Annotated in this window: 21 protein-coding genes, 1 tRNA gene and 1 pseudogene; 4 read left to right on the top strand and 19 right to left on the bottom strand. The window is 56.8% G+C overall.

Features of this window, described 5'->3' with window-relative positions; all coding sequences use genetic code 11:
* Positions 1-13 precede the first annotated feature (13 nt).
* The 10 genes from LJU29_RS11510 to thrS form a co-directional block, all read right to left on the bottom strand.
* On the bottom strand, positions 14-508 hold the full coding sequence (locus tag LJU29_RS11510; protein ID WP_003393924.1) for an Hcp family type VI secretion system effector: 495 nt from the start codon (positions 506-508) through the stop codon (positions 14-16).
* A 321-nt stretch (positions 509-829) separates the two neighbouring features.
* Positions 830-906 (bottom strand) — tRNA-Pro (locus LJU29_RS11505).
* Between the two features lie 88 nt (positions 907-994).
* Positions 995-1,351 carry a MerR family transcriptional regulator gene (locus LJU29_RS11500; RefSeq protein ID WP_002553165.1) on the bottom strand — a complete coding sequence of 119 codons (357 nt, stop codon included), beginning with the start codon at positions 1,349-1,351 and terminating at the stop codon, positions 995-997.
* Positions 1,332-1,634, bottom strand: coding sequence for an integration host factor subunit alpha (gene ihfA, locus LJU29_RS11495; RefSeq protein ID WP_002553164.1), 303 nt, complete (start codon positions 1,632-1,634; stop codon positions 1,332-1,334). Before ihfA ends, LJU29_RS11500 begins: the two co-directional genes overlap by 20 nt.
* Positions 1,635-1,637: 3 nt before the next feature.
* Positions 1,638-4,016 (bottom strand): phenylalanine--tRNA ligase subunit beta, encoded by a 2,379-nt coding sequence (pheT, locus tag LJU29_RS11490; RefSeq protein ID WP_257112378.1) that lies wholly within the window; start codon positions 4,014-4,016, stop codon positions 1,638-1,640.
* Between the two features lie 28 nt (positions 4,017-4,044).
* Positions 4,045-5,061 (bottom strand): phenylalanine--tRNA ligase subunit alpha, encoded by a 1,017-nt coding sequence (gene pheS, locus LJU29_RS11485; protein WP_005753561.1) that lies wholly within the window; start codon positions 5,059-5,061, stop codon positions 4,045-4,047.
* 104 nt (positions 5,062-5,165) lie between these two features.
* Positions 5,166-5,522 carry a 50S ribosomal protein L20 gene (gene rplT, locus LJU29_RS11480; protein WP_002553161.1) on the bottom strand — a complete coding sequence of 119 codons (357 nt, stop codon included), beginning with the start codon at positions 5,520-5,522 and terminating at the stop codon, positions 5,166-5,168.
* A gap of 29 nt (positions 5,523-5,551) precedes the next feature.
* The gene (gene rpmI / locus LJU29_RS11475; RefSeq protein WP_002553160.1) at positions 5,552-5,746 is read right to left on the bottom strand and encodes a 50S ribosomal protein L35; all 195 of its coding nucleotides are present in this window, start codon (positions 5,744-5,746) and stop codon (positions 5,552-5,554) included.
* Positions 5,747-5,806: 60 nt separating this feature from the next.
* Complete coding sequence (infC, locus tag LJU29_RS11470; protein ID WP_170855886.1) at positions 5,807-6,358, bottom strand: translation initiation factor IF-3; 552 nt, start codon at positions 6,356-6,358, stop codon at positions 5,807-5,809.
* Entirely contained in the window at positions 6,358-8,280 is a 1,923-nt protein-coding gene (gene thrS / locus LJU29_RS11465; RefSeq protein WP_005746771.1) for a threonine--tRNA ligase, read from the bottom strand. The genes infC and thrS overlap by 1 nt, the downstream gene beginning before the upstream one ends.
* A gap of 360 nt (positions 8,281-8,640) precedes the next feature.
* Here thrS and LJU29_RS11460 point away from each other — a divergent pair, with 360 nt between their 5' ends.
* Together LJU29_RS11460 and LJU29_RS11455 are read left to right on the top strand one after the other, a co-directional pair.
* Positions 8,641-8,946: a hypothetical protein gene (locus tag LJU29_RS11460; RefSeq protein WP_257112375.1), complete on the top strand. Its 306-nt coding sequence runs from the start codon at positions 8,641-8,643 to the stop codon at positions 8,944-8,946.
* A gap of 295 nt (positions 8,947-9,241) precedes the next feature.
* Entirely contained in the window at positions 9,242-9,454 is a 213-nt protein-coding gene (locus LJU29_RS11455; protein WP_257112374.1) for a cold-shock protein, read from the top strand.
* A gap of 65 nt (positions 9,455-9,519) precedes the next feature.
* On the opposite strand, the gene LJU29_RS11450 is transcribed toward LJU29_RS11455, so the two are convergent.
* Positions 9,520-9,867, bottom strand: coding sequence for an I78 family peptidase inhibitor (locus tag LJU29_RS11450; protein ID WP_005746772.1), 348 nt, complete (start codon positions 9,865-9,867; stop codon positions 9,520-9,522).
* Positions 9,868-10,176: 309 nt separating this feature from the next.
* Here LJU29_RS11450 and LJU29_RS11445 point away from each other — a divergent pair, with 309 nt between their 5' ends.
* Entirely contained in the window at positions 10,177-10,371 is a 195-nt protein-coding gene (locus LJU29_RS11445) for a hypothetical protein (RefSeq protein ID WP_002553154.1), read from the top strand.
* Between the two features lie 27 nt (positions 10,372-10,398).
* On the opposite strand, the pseudogene LJU29_RS11440 reads toward LJU29_RS11445, so the two are convergent.
* The 8 genes and pseudogenes from LJU29_RS11440 to LJU29_RS11405 all read right to left on the bottom strand — a co-directional run bounded on the left by LJU29_RS11440 (position 10,399) and on the right by LJU29_RS11405 (position 17,791).
* Positions 10,399-11,425: pseudogene (locus tag LJU29_RS11440) on the bottom strand (nucleoside hydrolase).
* A gap of 22 nt (positions 11,426-11,447) precedes the next feature.
* On the bottom strand, positions 11,448-11,852 hold the full coding sequence (gene rbsD / locus LJU29_RS11435; protein WP_002553152.1) for a D-ribose pyranase: 405 nt from the start codon (positions 11,850-11,852) through the stop codon (positions 11,448-11,450).
* Positions 11,849-12,769, bottom strand: a complete 921-nt coding sequence (gene rbsK, locus LJU29_RS11430) for a ribokinase (RefSeq protein ID WP_057423184.1) — start codon at positions 12,767-12,769, stop codon at positions 11,849-11,851. The genes rbsD and rbsK overlap by 4 nt, the downstream gene beginning before the upstream one ends.
* A gap of 30 nt (positions 12,770-12,799) precedes the next feature.
* The gene (locus LJU29_RS11425; protein WP_002553149.1) at positions 12,800-13,816 is read right to left on the bottom strand and encodes a LacI family DNA-binding transcriptional regulator; all 1,017 of its coding nucleotides are present in this window, start codon (positions 13,814-13,816) and stop codon (positions 12,800-12,802) included.
* Between the two features lies 1 nt (position 13,817).
* A complete protein-coding gene (locus LJU29_RS11420; protein ID WP_054076385.1) occupies positions 13,818-14,810 on the bottom strand; it encodes an ABC transporter permease in 993 nt (330 codons plus the stop codon).
* Entirely contained in the window at positions 14,807-16,360 is a 1,554-nt protein-coding gene (locus LJU29_RS11415; protein ID WP_005753550.1) for a sugar ABC transporter ATP-binding protein, read from the bottom strand. The genes LJU29_RS11420 and LJU29_RS11415 overlap by 4 nt, the downstream gene beginning before the upstream one ends.
* Positions 16,361-16,413: 53 nt before the next feature.
* Positions 16,414-17,334 carry a sugar ABC transporter substrate-binding protein gene (locus LJU29_RS11410; RefSeq protein WP_371321910.1) on the bottom strand — a complete coding sequence of 307 codons (921 nt, stop codon included), beginning with the start codon at positions 17,332-17,334 and terminating at the stop codon, positions 16,414-16,416.
* A gap of 232 nt (positions 17,335-17,566) precedes the next feature.
* Positions 17,567-17,791 carry a YgdI/YgdR family lipoprotein gene (locus LJU29_RS11405; RefSeq protein ID WP_002553145.1) on the bottom strand — a complete coding sequence of 75 codons (225 nt, stop codon included), beginning with the start codon at positions 17,789-17,791 and terminating at the stop codon, positions 17,567-17,569.
* Positions 17,792-17,924: 133 nt separating this feature from the next.
* Between LJU29_RS11405 and LJU29_RS11400 the strand changes: the two genes are divergently transcribed.
* A complete protein-coding gene (locus tag LJU29_RS11400) occupies positions 17,925-18,176 on the top strand; it encodes a DUF1654 domain-containing protein (RefSeq protein ID WP_004662361.1) in 252 nt (83 codons plus the stop codon).

The following is an 18,176-nucleotide window of genomic DNA, read 5'->3' as shown; positions in this document are numbered from 1 at the left end:
TGAATCCATTCGCCTACGCAAATGGCTTATTCGCAGTCCTGTCCCAGCCACCAGAAACGATACCGGCACTACCACCATCAGCGCGGCGTTGTTGTGAATATTCAAATTTAATGCGGCCATAATTCAGGTTTACTACTTCTATAGGGAAGCCTGACTGGTCGGCACCTTGACCGCTTACTAATGAGATCAGGACTTCTTCAAGTACGATATCCAAATACTTGAATTTTTCAGTTCCTGCACGATGGATTCGAATGGTCACATTTTTGATATGCGAACCCCTACAGCAAAGCTCAAATAGCTTAGGGGTGGCTCTATCCACATATTTACTGATCTGGAAATCGCCAAGGGAAACCCCTCCAGCAGTAGCCCCTCCATTCGAGCTGGCAGTCTGACTGATGGACTGCATGGCGTTGTAGTGGTAGGAAAGCAATTCGACCCAACCTTTGTGCCCATCGTCAAGAGACTCGCCCTCAACACCATCAACCTTCATAAACGCATCAAAAGACATAGAACTCCCTGTTCTTCGAAAAAATGGAAAAATCAGTCACACTTTAGTACTGCTGCAGAATCATTACCACTTTAAAATTCTACAACCACCTTCCTTGCCCTATCCGTCCCTCAGCGGAGCATCCCACAGCGAAGCGCAGGACCAATGCTCAGATCCTGGATACATGACCTAGTCTGCAAACATGGTGTCAGAAAATGATCACACGGACCGTTTGTGACAATTTGGAAAAGGTGATAACCATCGAGAGACAGCAAGTCACTCAAAACTCACGCATATGAAAAAGCCCAACCTTCTCAGATTGGGCTAAATCACTGAAAAATATGGTCGGGACGGAGTGATTCGAACACTCGACCCCTAGCACCCCATGCTAGTGCGCTACCGGACTGCGCTACGCCCCGACTAGGCGTGTATCTGTTTTGCAACCTGCGAAAACGTTGAGGAATATACCCTAAGCGTTTGAATTTTGGAAGTATCCTGGTTGCTCAATTACGCTTTGAGCATAACCAGTACGTCTTCAAGCTCGGCAATCATCTGCCGGATCATCTGCTTGTACTGCTGGGTATCGTCCTTCGGTTCCCCGGTGGTAAGACGAAGTCGGGCACCACCAATGGTGAAGCCCTGATCGTAGAGCAAGCCGCGGATCTGGCGGATCATCAGCACGTCCTGGCGCTGATAATACCGGCGGTTTCCGCGTCGCTTGACGGGGTTGAGTTGAGGAAACTCCTGCTCCCAATAACGCAAAACGTGCGGTTTTACCGCGCAGAGCTCGCTGACCTCACCGATGGTGAAGTAGCGTTTGCCGGGGATCGGCGGTAGCTCATCGTTATGACTTGGTTCCAGCATATGCCTCAACTCGGGCCTTCAGCTTCTGCCCTGGACGAAAGGTGACCACACGGCGCGCCGTAATCGGAATTTCTTCACCGGTCTTGGGATTTCTCCCAGGCCGCTGGCGCTTGTCTCGAAGGTCGAAGTTGCCGAAACCTGACAACTTCACCTGCTCGTTATCTTCCAGAGCGTGCCTGATTTCTTCAAAAAACAGTTCAACCAGTTCCTTGGCTTCCCGTTTATTCAGGCCCAGCTCTTCGTACAGACGTTCGGCCATCTCAGCTTTCGTCAGAGCCCCCATACGCTACTTCCTTAACGTGGCGTTTAACCTTTCCTCAAGCGAGGTGAGGATAGCAAGTGTCGTTGCGTTTACCTCATCGTCATTAAGAGTGCGCGATGGATGCTGCCAGGTCAAGCCGACTGCAAGGCTTTTTCTATGTGGATCAATGCCTTTACCCTGGTAAACATCAAATAACCTGAGGTCTGTGAGCCACTCGCCTGCATTTTCACGAATAACGTCCAGAACGGCACTGGCCGAAACGTCGCGATCAGCCAGCAATGCCAGGTCGCGACGCACTTCCGGGAAGCGCGACAGCTCGTGGAATTTCGGCAGACGGCCTGTCGATACTTCAGCCAGAACCAGCTCGAAAACAAATACCGGACGATCCAGGCCCAGGGTTTTTGACAGTTCCGGGTGAATGGCGCCCAGGAAGCCGACTTCGCGACCATCACGCTCGATGCGAGCTGTCTGGCCTGGGTGCAAGGCGGGATGCTGGCCCGGAGTGAAGGTGAACTCACCCAGCGCACCGGCAAAACCCAGAACCGCTTCGACGTCAGCCTTGACGTCGAAGAAATCGACCGCATCACGGCCTTGCGCCCAACCTTCCGGCAGACGGCTGCCGCATACCACACCCGCCAGCATCGGCTCTTGCTTCAAGCCGTCAAGCTGACCGACGAAGCGCAGGCCGCTTTCGAACATGCGTACACGGTCCTGCTGGCGGTTGAGGTTGTGCTGCAGCGCTTTGACCAGACCCGGCCATAGCGAGGCGCGCATGGCGGCCATGTCATTGGAAATCGGGTTGGCCAGCAACAGTGGCTTGGCACCCGGCGAGAACAGTTCGAACCATTTCGGGTCGATGAAGCTGTAGGTAATCGCTTCCTGATAACCGCGGGCAACCAGCAGGCGACGCAGCTCGGGCAGATCGCCTTTGGCTTCGGCCTTGGCCTGAGGAGCAAGACGGGCTTGCGGATAACGAACCGGCAGACGGTTGTAGCCGTATAGACGAGCCAGTTCTTCGATCAGATCGACCTCAAGGCTGATGTCGAAACGATGACTTGGCACTTCGACACGCCACTGGCCGTCGGCTTCGGTTGTCACAGCAAGGCCGAGACCTGTCAGCAGACGCTCGATTTCGACGTTTTCAATGACCAGACCAAGCATCTGCTCGACGCGACTGGCGCGCAACGTAACCGAAGCAATCGATGGCAAATGCTGTTCGCTGACCACTTCTGTTATCGGGCCAGCCTCACCACCGGTGATTTCCAGCAGCAGGCCAGTCGCCCGCTCCAAGGCTTCACGGGCCAGTTGCCAGTCAACACCACGCTCGTAACGGTGCGAGGCATCGGTGTGCAGGCCGTAGGAACGCGCCTTGCCAGCCACCGAGATGGTGTCGAAGAAAGCACTTTCCAGGAAGATATCGCGAGTGCCGGCAGTCACGCCGCTGTGCTCGCCCCCCATGACACCGGCGATTGCCAGAGCACGCTGGTGGTCGGCAATGACCAGGGTGTCGGCACGCAGGCTGACTTCCTGACCGTCGAGCAGGACGAGCTTCTCGCCCTCCTCGGCCATGCGCACACGAATGCCGCCGTTGATTTCGGCCAAATCGAAAGCATGCAGAGGCTGACCCAGCTCGAGCATCACGTAGTTGGTGATATCGACAGCGGCATCGATGCTGCGCACGTCGGAACGACGCAGACGCTCGACCATCCACAGCGGAGTAGGACGCGACAGATCAACGTTGCGGATGACGCGGCCCAGGTAACGCGGGCATGCAGCCGGAGCCAATACTTCGACCGGGCGCACTTCATCGTGCACAGCGCTGACAGCAGCGATCTGCGGACGGGTGACGTCAGTGGCGTACAGCGCACCGACTTCACGCGCCAGACCTGCTACTGACAAACAGTCGCCACGGTTCGGGGTCAGGTCGACCACGATGCTGGCGTCATCCAGGTTCAGGTAGACACGAATGTCTTCACCGACCGGCGCATCGGCGGCCAGCTCCATCAGGCCATCATTGCCCTCGCCGGCCTGCAACTCGGCAGCTGAACACAGCATGCCGTTGGACTCGACGCCACGCAGCTTGGCTTTCTTGATCTTGAAATCGCCCGGCAGCTCGGCGCCGATCATGGCGAACGGAATTTTCAAACCGGGGCGCACGTTTGGCGCGCCACAGACAACCTGAAAGGTTTCGCTGCCATTGCTGACCTGGCACACGCGCAGCTTGTCGGCATCGGGGTGTTGTTCGGTGCTCAGCACCTCACCCACGACCACCCCACTGAAGACACCGGAGGCCAGCGTGACGCTGTCAACCTCAAGACCGGCCATCGACAGACGAGCAACCAGCTCGTCGCGGGAAACCTGCGGGCTTACCCAGCCACGCAGCCATTGTTCACTGAATTTCATCCTGCTCTCCTGAAAGGTTCGTTACGACTTAGCGAAATTGCGCGAGGAACCGCAAATCGTTGTCGAAGAACAGGCGCAAATCATTGACGCCGTAACGCAGCATGGCCAGACGCTCTACGCCCATGCCGAACGCGAAGCCCTGAAACTCTTCAGGGTCTATGCCCGACATGCGCAGCACGTTCGGGTGGACCATGCCGCAGCCCATGACTTCAAGCCAGCCAGTCTGCTTGCAGACACGGCAGCCCTTGCCACTGCACATCACGCATTCCATATCCACTTCTGCCGATGGCTCGGTGAACGGGAAATACGAAGGACGGAAGCGCACGGCCAGCTCTTTCTCGAAGAACACCCGCAGGAATTCTTCGATGGTGCCTTTCAGGTCGGCAAAATTGATGTCGCGATCAACCAGCAGACCTTCGATCTGGTGGAACATCGGCGAGTGGGTAATATCGGAGTCGCTACGGTACACACGGCCTGGGCAGACAATGCGGATCGGCGGCTGTTGCGATTCTATGGTGCGGACCTGTACCGGTGAGGTATGGGTGCGCAGCAGCATGTTCGCATTGAAATAGAAGGTGTCATGCATCGACCGGGCCGGGTGATGGCCTGGGATGTTGAGCGCCTCGAAGTTGTGGTAATCGTCTTCGACTTCAGGGCCTTCGGCGATGCCGTAGCCAATGTGCGTGAAGAATTGTTCGATACGTTCCAGAGTACGGGTAATCGGGTGCAGACCACCTGAGGTCTGGCCGCGGCCCGGCAGGGTCACATCGATGCATTCGGCAGCGAGCCTGGCAGTCAGCTCTGCCTGCTCGAACGATGCCTTGCGTGCATTGAGAACCTCTGTGACACGCTCCTTGGCAACGTTGATCAGCGCGCCGACTTGCGGACGCTCTTCAGCTGGCAGGTTCCCCAGGGTCTTCATCACCTGAGTCAACTCGCCTTTCTTGCCAAGGTAGTGAACCCGGATTTGCTCCAGGGCATTGATATCTTCGGCGCTTTGCACAGCCTCAAGAGCTTGAGAGACCAGCGCGTCCAGGTTTTCCATGTACAGACTCCAGATACAAAATAGGGGAAGAGCTGAAGGCTCTTCCCCTATTTATGACGTTTAACACCGACCCCGGAGAACCGGGGCCAGTGATTGTCGGGGACTTAGGCCAAGGTGGCTTTAGCTTTCTCGACAATCGCAGCAAACGCCGCTTTTTCGTTCACTGCCAGATCAGCCAGAACCTTACGGTCGATCTCGATGGACGCTTTTTTCAGGCCGGCAATGAAACGGCTGTAGGACAGACCGTTAACACGAGCACCAGCGTTGATACGAGCGATCCACAGAGCGCGGAACTGACGTTTTTTCTGACGACGGTCACGGTAGGCGTATTGGCCTGCCTTGATTACCGCTTGCTTGGCAACACGGAATACGCGTGAACGCGCGCCGTAGTAGCCTTTTGCAAGTTTCAGAATTTTTTTGTGACGCTTACGGGCAATGACGCCACGCTTTACACGAGCCATGAGTTACTTCCTCTATATCTTGATCAAAATTAACGAAGGCGCAGCATGCGCTCGACTTTTGCCACGTCAGACGGATGCAGCAAGCTGCTACCGCGCAGTTGACGCTTACGCTTTGTCGACATTTTGGTCAGGATGTGGCTCTTGAAAGCGTGTTTGTGCTTGATGCCGTTGGCGGTTTTCAAAAACCGCTTAGCTGCACCACTTTTAGTCTTCATCTTTGGCATGTTCGGATACTCCGCATTCAGTTGATAAATATAACCGCAAGGCCTGCCGTGCCCTGGTGGTTATTTCTTCTTTTTCGGGGCGATGACCATGATCAGCTGGCGTCCTTCCATCTTAGGATGCTGTTCGACGGAACCGTATTCGAGCAGGTCACCTTCAACCCGCTTCAACAGCTCCATACCCAGCTCCTGGTGGGCCATCTCACGACCGCGGAATCTCAACGATACCTTGGCCCTGTCCCCGTCACTCAGGAAACGTACCAGGTTGCGTAGTTTTACCTGGTAATCCCCTTCCTCCGTCCCTGGACGAAACTTGATTTCTTTAACCTGGATCTGCTTCTGGTTTTTCTTCGCTGCAGCAACCTGCTTCTTCTTCTCGAAGATCGATTTGCCGTAATCCATCACACGGCAGACCGGAGGAAGTGCGTCGGCAGAAATCTCTACCAGATCCAGCTTAGCCTCTTCGGCAATACGAAGCGCTTCATCAATCGAGACGATGCCAATCTGCTCGCCGTCAGCGCCAATTAAACGAACCTCGCGGGCCGAGATATTTTCATTGATCGGGGCCTTGGGTGCAGCTCGTTTATCTTGTCTCATTTCACGCTTAATAATAATTACTCCGTATCTTGGCGACCACGCCGGGAAACCGCTTGTGCGAGGAATTCAGCGAATTGGGCAACCGGCATCGAGCCAAGGTCAGCGCCTTCACGTGTACGCACAGCGACAGTTTGCATTTCAACCTCCCGATCTCCAATCACGAGGAGATAAGGAACCTTGAGCAAAGTATGCTCGCGGATTTTAAAGCCGATCTTTTCATTTCTCAAGTCGGACTTGGCACGAAACCCGCTTTCAGCCAGAGTTTTTTCCACTTCAAGGGCAAAATCGGCCTGTTTGTCAGTGATATTCATGATCACTGCCTGAGTAGGCGCCAGCCAGGCTGGAAACGCGCCCTCGTAATGCTCGATCAGAATTCCGATGAAACGTTCGAAAGACCCAAGGATCGCACGGTGCAACATGACCGGATTCTTGCGACTGTTGTCTTCCGAAACGTACTCGGCGCTCAAACGGATCGGCAAGTTGAAGTCCAGCTGCAAGGTGCCGCACTGCCAGACCCGGCCGAGGCAGTCCTTCAGGGAAAACTCGATTTTCGGACCGTAGAACGCGCCTTCGCCCGGCTGCAGATCATAGGGCAGACCAGCACTGTCGAGCGCAGAGGCCAGCGCCGTCTCGGCACGGTCCCAAAGCTCGTCGGAGCCTACACGCTTTTCAGGGCGAGTGGACAATTTGAGTTCGATGTCCTTGAAACCGAAATCGGCGTAGACATCCAGCGTCAGCTTGATGAATGCGGCAGATTCGGCCTGCATCTGATCTTCGGTACAGAAGATATGAGCATCGTCCTGAGTGAAGCCACGCACACGCATGATGCCGTGCAAGGCCCCCGACGGTTCGTTACGGTGGCAGGCACCGAACTCGGCCAGACGCATCGGCAGCTCGCGGTAGCTCTTCAGACCCTGATTGAACACCTGCACGTGGCAAGGGCAGTTCATCGGCTTGATCGCGTAGTCGCGGCTCTCGGACTCGGTGGTGAACATGTTGTCAGCGTAGTTGGCCCAGTGCCCGGATTTCTCCCAGAGCGAGCGATCAACCACTTGCGGGGTTTTGATCTCGAGGTAGCCATTCTCGCGCTGCACTTTGCGCATGTATTGCTCGAGCACCTGATACAGGGTCCAGCCCTGCGGATGCCAGAACACCATACCCGGCGCTTCTTCCTGGGTATGGAACAGGCCTAGGCGCTTGCCGATCTTGCGATGATCGCGCTTTTCGGCTTCTTCGATGCGCTGAATGTAGGCAGCCAACTGCTTCTTGTCAGCCCACGCAGTGCCGTAGACGCGCTGCAACTGCTCGTTCTTGGCGTCACCGCGCCAGTAGGCACCGGACAGCTTGGTCAGCTTGAACGATTTCAGGAAACGAGTATTCGGCACGTGTGGGCCACGGCACATGTCGACGTATTCTTCGTGGTAATACAGGCCCATGGCCTGCTCGTTCGGCATGTCTTCGACCAGGCGCAGCTTGTAGTCTTCATGACGGGCGGTGAACACCTCGATCACTTCAGCGCGCGGGGTGACTTTTTTGATGACGTCGTAATCTTTTTCGATCAGCTGCTGCATGCGCTGCTCGATCGCCGCCATGTCGTCAGGCGTGAAGGGGCGCTCGTAGGCGATATCGTAATAGAAGCCGTCGTCGATCACCGGGCCGATGACCATTTTTGCAGTCGGATACAACTGCTTGACCGCATGCCCGACCAGATGAGCGCAAGAGTGACGGATTATTTCCAGTCCTTCCTGATCCTTGGGGGTGATGATCTGCAGGCTAACATCGTTTTCGATCAGGTCGCAGGCGTCGACGAGCTTGCCGTCAACCTTGCCGGCCACGGTGGCCTTGGCCAGCCCGGCACCGATTGAAAGCGCGACATCGGCTACGGAAACCGCATGATCGAATGAACGTTGACTGCCGTCGGGAAGAGTAATAGTTGGCATGGCGCCTCCTCTCCTAGTGGTGACCCCTACCAAAGGTCACGTGGGTTGGGATGAGCCAGTACGTGATCCGGTGGTATGCCTGCCTCACAGTGGCAGGAGCCTTGGGGCCAACCTTGAACCGGACCAGATGACTGGAATGTACGAAAAACCTGCCTGCGTCGCGTCCAAAGCCATCAGCCATGGGGACACTTGAAAATAACAGGACGCGCATCCTAGCACAGCTCGGCCGACACCGGACGTTCATATGCGTAAATCACGCCAAATAACACGTCACCTGAACTGGCTGGCTTGATGGGCGTCTTAACCAATCAGGATCCTGTACGTTTCCTTGTTCACTAAAGTCAGCAAAAGGAGAACACCATGAAGCTTTCCCGCATGTCCGCACTCCTCGCCTGCGCCGCCGTCATGGCCCCTTGGGGCGCTCAGGCTGCCATGGAAAAAACCGTGCAAGACACGTTCACCCAGGAATGCATCGCTGAGGCGAATCAGCACAAGCAAGATGCCAAGGCCGCGCAGGCTCATTGCGATTGCAGCGCCCGGGTAGTGAACAAGGAGTTTTCTCAGCAGGAAATCGAAGCATTGAGCAGTACCGATAGCGCTCCTGCCCCTGCATTGACGCAAAAACTGCAGAAACTGGTTGCCGAAAACTGCACCAAATCAAAATAAATCATTTTTTTTAACGCAGTAAAGCAGCTGCCTGAAATGCCGAGAGCTGCGCCCCGCCGCCAACCTGAAAGCCTTGCAGAGCGGGGCTTTCAGCATATCCCGAACAGTCTTGATGCAAGGCTGGCAGAGACATCATTTAGCCACTTTATGTGTATGACGCTTTGCATATGCAGCGACCCAGACTAAAGAGATCACCTTAGTAGCTGTCTTTTTGCGCATTTCGACTATGATAGGCCCGTGTGCCCAGTTGGCCTGAGCAGCACGTTATTGAAAATTATGTTTCTGGAGATACACCATGTCTAATCGCCAAACCGGCACCGTAAAATGGTTCAACGATGAAAAAGACTTCGGCTTTATCACTCCACAGGGTGGCGGTGACGACCTGTTCGTACACTTCAAAGCGATCGAAAGCGACGGTTTCAAAAGCCTGAAAGAAGGCCAGACCGTTTCTTTTGTTGCTGCTAAAGGCCAGAAAGGCATGCAGGCGGAACAAGTCCGCGTTGACTGATTCATTCGGCGCAAAAAAACCCCGTCACTGACGGGGTTTTTTATGCGCCACAGAAAAGTGCCGACTCAACCGCAGTTGATGCGTGTCACCTTTCCCGAAGCGTCGGTATTAACGTTTACCCGCTCGGATCGGTATTCCAGCGTAACCATATCGTCAGGCCCGAGAATGCGGGCATCCTGAGAACCGGTACGGGCGCGCACTTGTGACAGAAGGTCGATGGACGCTGGCTTGCCGATTGCGAACTGGCCAAGCCCTGCGTCACAACGGCCGGGTATGGCGTTGGCGTTACTGGCGGATGCGGGAGCGTCTGCCTTGACGGACGCTTCAGCGCCCTTATCAGAGGACGTGCTGCTGCATCCTGCCAGCAACGACGCCGCGACCACAAAACCCAATGTTGCGAACTTCCGGGGCATACACCCTCCTCTGCCAATAAAACATTCCAGACCTGTCCGACCGCACTCAGGCGCGTTGGTTGCACACCTCAGTTGAGAAGCCATCGGTAACCTGTTGATCTGCCTGGGCCGAGAGTCTGCCTTGGGATCACACAAGGCGCGCGGTGAAATCGTCACAAAACGTTTACAACCTATGGCCATAGACTCGGACTATCGGGATGAGATGTAAGTAGAAGTGTCAAAATGTGCGCGGGATGGTTTACTGCGAGAGACGCAAGCGCCGGGAAGCGAACAGCGTAGTGCGTGACCCTTTACTGGAGATCAACAGACATGACAGCCATAACTCTGGATGCAGACATCAAGGCCAGATGGCCTCAGGGCCACTGCTCGCACAGCCCTGGAAACCCGGAAGAGCTGATGATCATTGCCGTCGACCTGCTGATCAAGGAACTGGGCACCGAGGGCGCCCGCGCCTTCATCAGCCAGGTACTGAGCCGTTATGCCACGGCAGGGCTGCCGGTCTGATGCACCTGTTGCAGCCCGCGTGATGGGTTACTTCAGTCGCGCCAGACGCTCGGTCAGCAGATCGAACAAACCCTTAGCGTTGCCATTCTCGACCCAGAATACATTCTGCGGCTGCTTGAGCGTGCCGTACCAGTCAGCCACCGTCTGGCCGAAACCAATGCCCTCGCGGGTGTCGACCGCAACGTTGATCTGCCGCCCGGAAAACAACTCGGGCTTGAGCAACCATGCAATGACACTGGCGTCGTGAACCGGACCACCGGGCAAGCCGTAATGTTCCATGTCCAGTTTGACGTATTCATTGAGAATGCCGTCGACCAGCTTGCCGGCGTTATTGCCCAATGCGGCAATCTGCTTGAGGCGTTGTTCGCTGGTCAGGATCTTGTGGGTCACGTCCAACGGTACGTAAGTAAGCTTCACACCACTGGCCAGAACGATCTGCGCAGCATGCGGGTCAGCAAACAGGTTGAATTCGGCAACCGGCGTAATGTTACCGCCGTTGAAATGCGCGCCCCCCCATGACCACCACTTCCTTGATGCCCTGGGTGATTTCCGGTGCCTGCACGAGCGCCAGCGCCAGGTTGGTCTGCGGACCGAGCATGGCGATAGTGATGCTGTGCGGCTTGGCCTTGCTCAAGGTGCGGATCAGGTAATCGACTGCATTACCGTCGGCCAACCCCTTGGCTGGCTCATGCACGGGCACGCCGGGCAACCCTTCCTGACCGTGAACGTTTTCTGCGTAGATAGGTGTGCGCACCAACGGTTTGGGCGCACCGGCATACACCGGCACTTCTTCACGCCCGGCCCATTCACGCGCCAGCCTGGCATTGCGCGAGGTCTTGTCCAGACGGACATTGCCGGCGACGGTGGTGATCGCCATCACGTTCAATTCTTCGGGTGACGCCAGCGCCAGCAGCAGCGCAACGACGTCGTCCGCGCCAGGGTCGGTATCGATGATCAGATCACGCTTTTCTGCCGCCTGAACGGCAGCGCTACTCAGTATGGACAAGAGCAATGCTCCACGAATGAACTGTCTGGAAAACTGCATCAACGTCATATGAAACTCCCTTTCTTGATAGCTAGAACACAACTCCGGAAACCAGCGCCACATTACTGTACGGCTGGCATTCTCCGGTACGGATGATTGCCCTGGCCTTGCGGCTCAATACTTTCAGGTCCTCATGGCTTATCCAGCGCTGCTGACCCAATTGATCATCGAGGTTCAGGCTTTCGATGACCTGCAATGCGGGCGGCTTGACCTCGGCCATTTCGTTGGCCAGCACATGGCTTTCGACCTGCATCTCACTCAGCACCACGTCCAGCACACTGACGAAATCAGGTACGCCGCGAGTCAGCGCCAGGTCGATCAGCTCGACGCCTGCCGGTACTGGCATTCCAGCGTCGACGATCATCAGGATGTCGCCATGCCCCAGCGACGCAATGACGCGAGACAGGGCAATGTTGAGTAGCGGGGTCTTTTTCATAGTGAATCGAATTCCTTTACTTCCTCGAACGTCGGGATGGACGGCTGGGCACCCGCGCGGGTCACGGATATGGCTGCCGCGGCCTGACCGAAGCGAATGGCCTGCGATTCACTCTGACCCGCCGCCAGTGCTGCGGCAAAACCACCGACAAAGGTATCACCTGCAGCGGTGGTGTCCACGGCCTGTACACGACGCGCAGGGATATGTTCCACGCCCGCAGCACTGGCGAACAGGGTTCCACGCTCACCCAGGGTAATGATTACGTTGCGCGCCCCGGCCGCCAGCATGGTCGCTGCCGCCTCTTCAGCCGCCGCCGAGGAGTCGACAGTCACACCGGTCAGGGACTGCGCCTCGCTTTCATTGGGGATCAGATAGTCGATCAGGCCATACCAGTTTGCCGGCAAAGGCTCGCTGGCCGGGGCAGGATTGAGAATGACGGTCTTGCCCAGCGCGCGGGCGCGGGTCAGGGTGTGGAAAACTGTTTCAGTCGGCACTTCAAGCTGGCAGATGATGATCCCGGAACCCGCCAGCAATGCGTCGAAACGCTCGATCAATGCCGGAGTGAGCCGACCATTGCCGCCGGCAACAATGACAATTGCATTCTGACTGCTGGCGTCGACCACAATCGAAGCGATCCCGGTGGATACGCCTTCAACGACCGTCACGGCCTGACAGTCGATATGCTCGGCCAGCAATGCTGCACGCAGTTGTTCCCCGTAGGCATCGGCACCCACACAGCCGATCATCGCGACACTGCCACCCAGGCGCGCTGCGGCAACTGCCTGATTGGCGCCTTTACCGCCAGGCACGGTGTCGAACGTTTCCCCGCTCAGCGTCTCGCCGGGGCGCGGCAGACGCTGGGCGCGGATGACCAGATCCATGTTCAGACTGCCCACTATCACTATTTTTGCTTGCATGGCTCATTAATCCGTTGCTGTGCGTGCGCGTCATTCATTGGACAAAGTGTTCGGCGCTGCCGTGGACTCGCGCACCACGACGCAAGGCGTCACGAGTCTTTTTTCGACAGGAACTGTATGCGGTGCGGCGATTCGGTTTAACAACATTTCGGCGGCGGTTTCGCCCAGTTGCATGATCGATTGCCCCACGGTGGTGAGGGCCGGATAGACGTAGCGGCTCATCTGAATGTCATCAAAACCGATGACCGACAGATCCTGAGGCACGCGAATAGAACGCTCGGCGGCAGCGCGCAGCACACCGATAGCGATGACGTCGTTGCCGGCAAAGATCGCTGTTGGCGCATGACCGGCCAGCAGCAGCTTCGCAGCCGCATGGCCAGCCGAACTGGTAAATTCGCTGTGCACCGCCCAATCCGGGCCGACCTCGACAGATGCCTGCTGCATGGCCCGCCGATAACCCGCCAGGCGCATCTCGGCAACCATACTGTCACGCGGCCCGCCAATGCAGGCAATGTGACGATGCCCCAGATCAAGCAGATGTCGGGTTGCCAGCCAGGCACCCTGCTCGTGATCGATGCGCACCATGTCAGCTTCGATGCCTTGCAGCTCGCGGTCGACGATTACCAGCGGCGTGCGCACCTCGGTGAGGCCACAGGCGACGCTGGCATCACCCGCCACAGACGAGACAATCAACCCGTCAACGCGCTTTTCCAGCAAAACACGCAGGTAACTGCGCTGTTTTTCCGGGTTGTCGTCGGAATTACAGAGGATCACGCAAAAACCGTTGCGCTCACAGTAGTCCTCGATGCCCCTCGCCAACTCGGCGAAATACGGATTCATACCGTTGGGAATCAACAGGCCGATAGTCGATGTGCTCCTGGCCTTCAGCGAACGCGCCACGGCGCTGGGCACATAATCGAGCTGCGCGATGGCTGCCTCGACCTTGAGCCTGACCGGCTCGCTCACCGGCCGGGTCTTGTTCAGCACATGGGAAACCGTGGTGTACGAGATTCCCGCCAGCGCCGCGACATCCTTGATAGTCGCCATATCAGCTCTGGCGCCGTGCCCGGTGACTGCGGTAGGTGTCCAGCACTACTGCGATCACAATCACCGCACCAGTGATGATGCGTTTGGTCGGCTCGGTCGCACCGATCTGCGCCAGGCCTGCGGCCAGTACCGAAATGATCAGCACGCCGAAAAAAGTACTGATGATCGAACCGCGCCCGCCCATCAGGCTGGTGCCACCGATCACGACGGCGGCAATCACTTGCAGCTCAAGACCGGCACCGGCATTCGGATCAGCCGCTTCCAGTCGCGATATCTGAAACAGCGCCGCCACACCGGCCAACAGGCCCATCAGCGAGAACACCAGAATCTTGTAGGGCTTGGGATTGATACCGGCCAGACGCACCGCTTCTTCATTGGTGCCGATGCCGATCAGGTAGCGACCAAAAACGGTACGGGTCAGCACCGCCTGAGCAATGAAAATAACCAGCAGTGCGATGATGAAGGACGGCGCGATACCGAACGCGATCGGGTCAGACAGCCAGGCGAACGAATCACCGATATAAGCAGTGCGCGAATTGGTCATCTGGTAGGCCGCGCCACGAGCCATCTCCAGCACACCGAGGGAGACGATGAACGAAGGGATGCGCCAGGCAACGGTAATGGAGCCGGTAATCGTGCCTGCCAGGGTCGCGCAGGCGATGCCTAGCAAAGCGGCCGGGAACACACTCCAGCCCCAGCCCAGGATGGCCACACTCACGGCCGAAGCAGCCAGCGCCAACACCGACCCAACGGACAGGTCGATACCGCCGATGATGAGGATCAGCGTCATGCCGACCGACAGCACCATCAGGTCAGGGATCTGGTTGGCCAGCATGCTGAATGTCTGATAGGACAGAAAGTGATCGCTGAGCAGGGAAAACAGCACGATCATCACCAGCAGCGCACCCGCCAGCCCGATGTAGGTGCCAAGACCAAAGTAATTGCCGCCGCGACGGGCCGGCACGGTCAGCGTCGGAGAAGGAGTATTTTTCATGAGTCGTTCCTGGGCGCGGCGTCATTGAGCAGCGCGTCACGTTTCTGATAACCGGCAAAGGCAGCGGCAAGCAATTGGTCCTGAGTCCAGCTGTCGCGCTCGAACGTGTCGATCAGGCGACCGGCAGACAGCACACCGATACGATCGCAGATCAACATCAGTTCGCGCAGATCACTGGAAACCACCACCAGCGCCCTGCCCTGACGGGTCAATTCGGCCAGCAGCGCGTAGATATCGAATTTGGCACCGACGTCGATGCCTCGCGTCGGCTCGTCGAACAGCATCACCGGGCAATCACGTTCCAGCCAGCGACCGATCACGACCTTCTGCTGGTTACCGCCTGACAGCTCGGAGACCAGCTGGTCCGGACTGGAACTGCGAATACGCATGGCAGCCACCTGGCGCTGCGCCAGCTTCAGTTCGTCATCGGTATTGACCAGGCCTGCTCTGGAGATCGAATGCATATTACCCAGCGCAATGTTGGCGCTGATTGACTGCGACATCAGCAGTCCTTCGCTCTTGCGGTCTTCCGTGATCAGGGCAATACCGTGCTCCACGGCGTCCGAGGGTGAACGGATGGTGACGGCTTGCAGTGGCTGCCCAACTTCAATCGCACCACTGTCGGCAACATCTGCACCGTAGATCAGGCGCAGCAACTCGGTGCGCCCAGCACCGATCAGCCCGGAAATACCGAAGATTTCACCTCGTCGCACATCGAACGAAACATCCTGAACCTTGCCGGCACGACTGAGCCCCTTGACTGACAGCGCTACTTCGCCAATCTGCCGGGCGCCCATGTCCATGTGTTCGCCAAGTTCACGGCCGACCATCAACGTGACCAGTTGCTCGCTGTTGTAACGGGCAATCGGCTCGACGCACACCAGCTTGCCATCGCGCAGTACGGCTATGCGCTGAGACACCCTGGCAAGCTCCTCAAGCCGGTGGGAGATGTAGATGATCGAGACGCCACGAGCCTGCAATCGCGTGATCTGCTCGAACAGCATTTCCACCTCGCGAGAGGTGAGCATGGCAGTAGGCTCGTCGAGGATCAGCACATGGCAGTCGCCAACCAGGTTGCGAGCGATCTCGACCATCTGCTGATGACCGATCCCCAAATCACCGACCAGCATATCGGGATCAATAGCGTCCAGCCCCACTTGAGCCATAGCCTTGATCGCGTTTTCACGCAGGCGCTTGCGGTCGATCCAGCCAGCACGACGCGGCAGGTCGTCAAGGAACAGGTTTTCGGCAACGGTCAGGGTCGGCAGCAGGTTGAGCTCCTGCATGACCATGCGAACCCCGAGCTTTTCGGCCTGGGTACGACTCGCAGGTTCATAAGGCTGCCCTTGAAACTCCATGCGCCCGGTAGTGGGCGTCACCAGGCCGCCAATGATTTTCGACAAGGTGCTTTTACCGGCACCGTTTTCCCCGGTCAGGGCCAGCACTTCGCCACGCATCAACGTCAGATCGACGTCACCGAGCACAGGTTGAGCGTAGGTTTTACCGATGCCACTGACCGAAAGAACAGCTGTCTGAACAGACGCTGACATACATTTCTCCCAGCACCCGTCCTTCAAGGACGGGCACCTTTACGCGGCGTGGATCAAGGTTTGGTAACGAGTTCTACCGGCGTTTCGATGACGCCTTTTTCGTTGGTGTAGACCTTCTCGACTTTGACCAGCTTCAACGCAGCTTCAATACCGAAGACCGCTTGTTTGGCTGCAAACTGGTCAGCAGTGGCCAGCACTCGGCCATCCTTGAGCATCGGTTTGATCGCGTTGATGTTGTCGTAACCCACCACCATGACCTTGCCAGCCTTGCCTGCTGCACGCACTGCAGAAACCGCCCCCAGCGCCATGCTGTCGTTGCCGGCCAGCAGGGCCTTCAGGTTCGGGTATTCATTGAGCATTGCCGAAGCAACGGCGTTGCCCTTGTCGATTTCCCAGTTGCCGGACTGTACAGACACAACCTTCATCTGCGCTTTGTCCATGGCATCCTTGAAACCGGCGGTGCGTTGCTGAGCGTTAGTGGTGGTCGGCACGCCTTCGATAATGCCGACTTCGTCACCGCTCTTGAGCTGCTTGGCCAGGTAGTCGCCTACCAGCTCGGCACCTTTGCGGTTGTCCGGACCCACGAACGGGATCATCAAGCTTTTGCTTTTGAGCACGTCGGGATCAAGCTGGTTGTCGATATTGACGACTTTGATACCGGCGTCTGTAGCTTTCTTGAGCACCGGCACCAACGCCTTGGAGTCGGCAGGCGCGATCACCAGGGCGTCGACTTTGGAGACAATCATCTGCTCAACGATACGAATCTGCGCAGAGGTGTCTGACTCGTCCTTGATCCCGTTGGAAATAAGGTCGAAGTCGGTGGCGTGCTCTTTCTGATAAGCCTTGGCACCGTCTTCCATGGTCAGGAAAAATTCATTGGCGAGCGACTTCATCACCAGTGCGACCTTGGGTTTTTCAGGAGTCTGAGCGTATGCAGCAGAGAGGGGCATGACTGCCGTGACAGCAGCGAACATGGCGACAGCGAGAAGGCGTCCAGCAAATGGCAGCTTCATGAGTTCATCTCCGATCTTGTGATTATTGTTCGGGCGAACGACGCAGGGTCGATGCAATGCATCAACACGCAAACGTTTGCGAGGGATGAACTATGAAAAAACCCGCAGGGTTTGTCAATCCGTCGAAAATGAAATCTGTTTGTACTGCTCGCCCCCAACGCACAGGGAACGAGCATTAGCGTTCAGTCGGATTTCACTCCTCCGGTCTGACCGTAGCCACTTCGTCGGCCTTGATCCGGACTCTCTTGCCAGAGATGTCTTCAAACTCGTAGAAACCATCACGACTCTTGGTCTTGGGCATGTCCTTGGTGATGTATTGTGTGCCGTTCTGAAGCGTGACGACCGAAGGCGTGGAACAGCCTGCCAGCAGTACAGCAGTTGCGGCCAGTAACGGAAACGTCAGTGACTTGATATTCATGCGCGACTCCGGGAGCGTTGGTTTTTCAAGACAATAGTGTGCCATTTCAAGCGCTTTATCTTACATAGATGTTGCGAAAGATCCGACACTGAAATACTGTATGCCCGTACAGCGAAAATCAGGAACCCTATCCGTGGCCAAACAAACCGCAGCGACCGCCTCCACTCCCGGCCCTTACGAGCGCATGGGCATGCGGGTACAGAAGATCATCAACTCGCCTACCGCGCAGAAATCCAGGGCTGCCCTGCTTTTTCGTCAACCGGATGAGTCAGAGGACGACTGGGCGCAGCTTCTTGAAGAAATAGCCGAGAACGACAACGTCACCCTCGCCTGGCGCGACGATGGTGGTGTGCAAATATTCTGGACGTTGCCGAAGGAAGACTGA

This window comes from Pseudomonas ficuserectae, assembly GCF_024584585.1.
GTDB lineage: Bacteria > Pseudomonadota > Gammaproteobacteria > Pseudomonadales > Pseudomonadaceae > Aquipseudomonas > Aquipseudomonas amygdali.
Note: the sequence above shows the minus strand (reverse complement) of the source record. Positions and strands in the feature narration are given on the sequence as shown.

Coding starts and splice junctions, on each gene's coding strand:
- LJU29_RS11510 (WP_003393924.1), bottom strand. CDS start 508: ATGTCTTTTGATGCGTTTATGAAGGTTGATGGTGTTGAGGGCGAGTCT.
- LJU29_RS11500 (WP_002553165.1), bottom strand. CDS start 1,351: ATGCTGGAACCAAGTCATAACGATGAGCTACCGCCGATCCCCGGCAAA.
- pheT (WP_257112378.1), bottom strand. CDS start 4,016: ATGAAATTCAGTGAACAATGGCTGCGTGGCTGGGTAAGCCCGCAGGTT.
- LJU29_RS11445 (WP_002553154.1), top strand. CDS start 10,177: ATGACAGCCATAACTCTGGATGCAGACATCAAGGCCAGATGGCCTCAG.
- LJU29_RS11460 (WP_257112375.1), top strand. CDS start 8,641: ATGAAGCTTTCCCGCATGTCCGCACTCCTCGCCTGCGCCGCCGTCATG.
- LJU29_RS11415 (WP_005753550.1), bottom strand. CDS start 16,360: ATGTCAGCGTCTGTTCAGACAGCTGTTCTTTCGGTCAGTGGCATCGGT.
- LJU29_RS11455 (WP_257112374.1), top strand. CDS start 9,242: ATGTCTAATCGCCAAACCGGCACCGTAAAATGGTTCAACGATGAAAAA.
- LJU29_RS11420 (WP_054076385.1), bottom strand. CDS start 14,810: ATGAAAAATACTCCTTCTCCGACGCTGACCGTGCCGGCCCGTCGCGGC.
- LJU29_RS11405 (WP_002553145.1), bottom strand. CDS start 17,791: ATGAATATCAAGTCACTGACGTTTCCGTTACTGGCCGCAACTGCTGTA.
- rpmI (WP_002553160.1), bottom strand. CDS start 5,746: ATGCCAAAGATGAAGACTAAAAGTGGTGCAGCTAAGCGGTTTTTGAAA.
- rplT (WP_002553161.1), bottom strand. CDS start 5,522: ATGGCTCGTGTAAAGCGTGGCGTCATTGCCCGTAAGCGTCACAAAAAA.
- thrS (WP_005746771.1), bottom strand. CDS start 8,280: ATGCCAACTATTACTCTTCCCGACGGCAGTCAACGTTCATTCGATCAT.
- rbsD (WP_002553152.1), bottom strand. CDS start 11,852: ATGAAAAAGACCCCGCTACTCAACATTGCCCTGTCTCGCGTCATTGCG.
- ihfA (WP_002553164.1), bottom strand. CDS start 1,634: ATGGGGGCTCTGACGAAAGCTGAGATGGCCGAACGTCTGTACGAAGAG.
- LJU29_RS11450 (WP_005746772.1), bottom strand. CDS start 9,867: ATGCCCCGGAAGTTCGCAACATTGGGTTTTGTGGTCGCGGCGTCGTTG.
- LJU29_RS11425 (WP_002553149.1), bottom strand. CDS start 13,816: ATGGCGACTATCAAGGATGTCGCGGCGCTGGCGGGAATCTCGTACACC.
- pheS (WP_005753561.1), bottom strand. CDS start 5,061: ATGGAAAACCTGGACGCGCTGGTCTCTCAAGCTCTTGAGGCTGTGCAA.
- LJU29_RS11410 (WP_371321910.1), bottom strand. CDS start 17,334: ATGTTCGCTGCTGTCACGGCAGTCATGCCCCTCTCTGCTGCATACGCT.
- rbsK (WP_057423184.1), bottom strand. CDS start 12,769: ATGCAAGCAAAAATAGTGATAGTGGGCAGTCTGAACATGGATCTGGTC.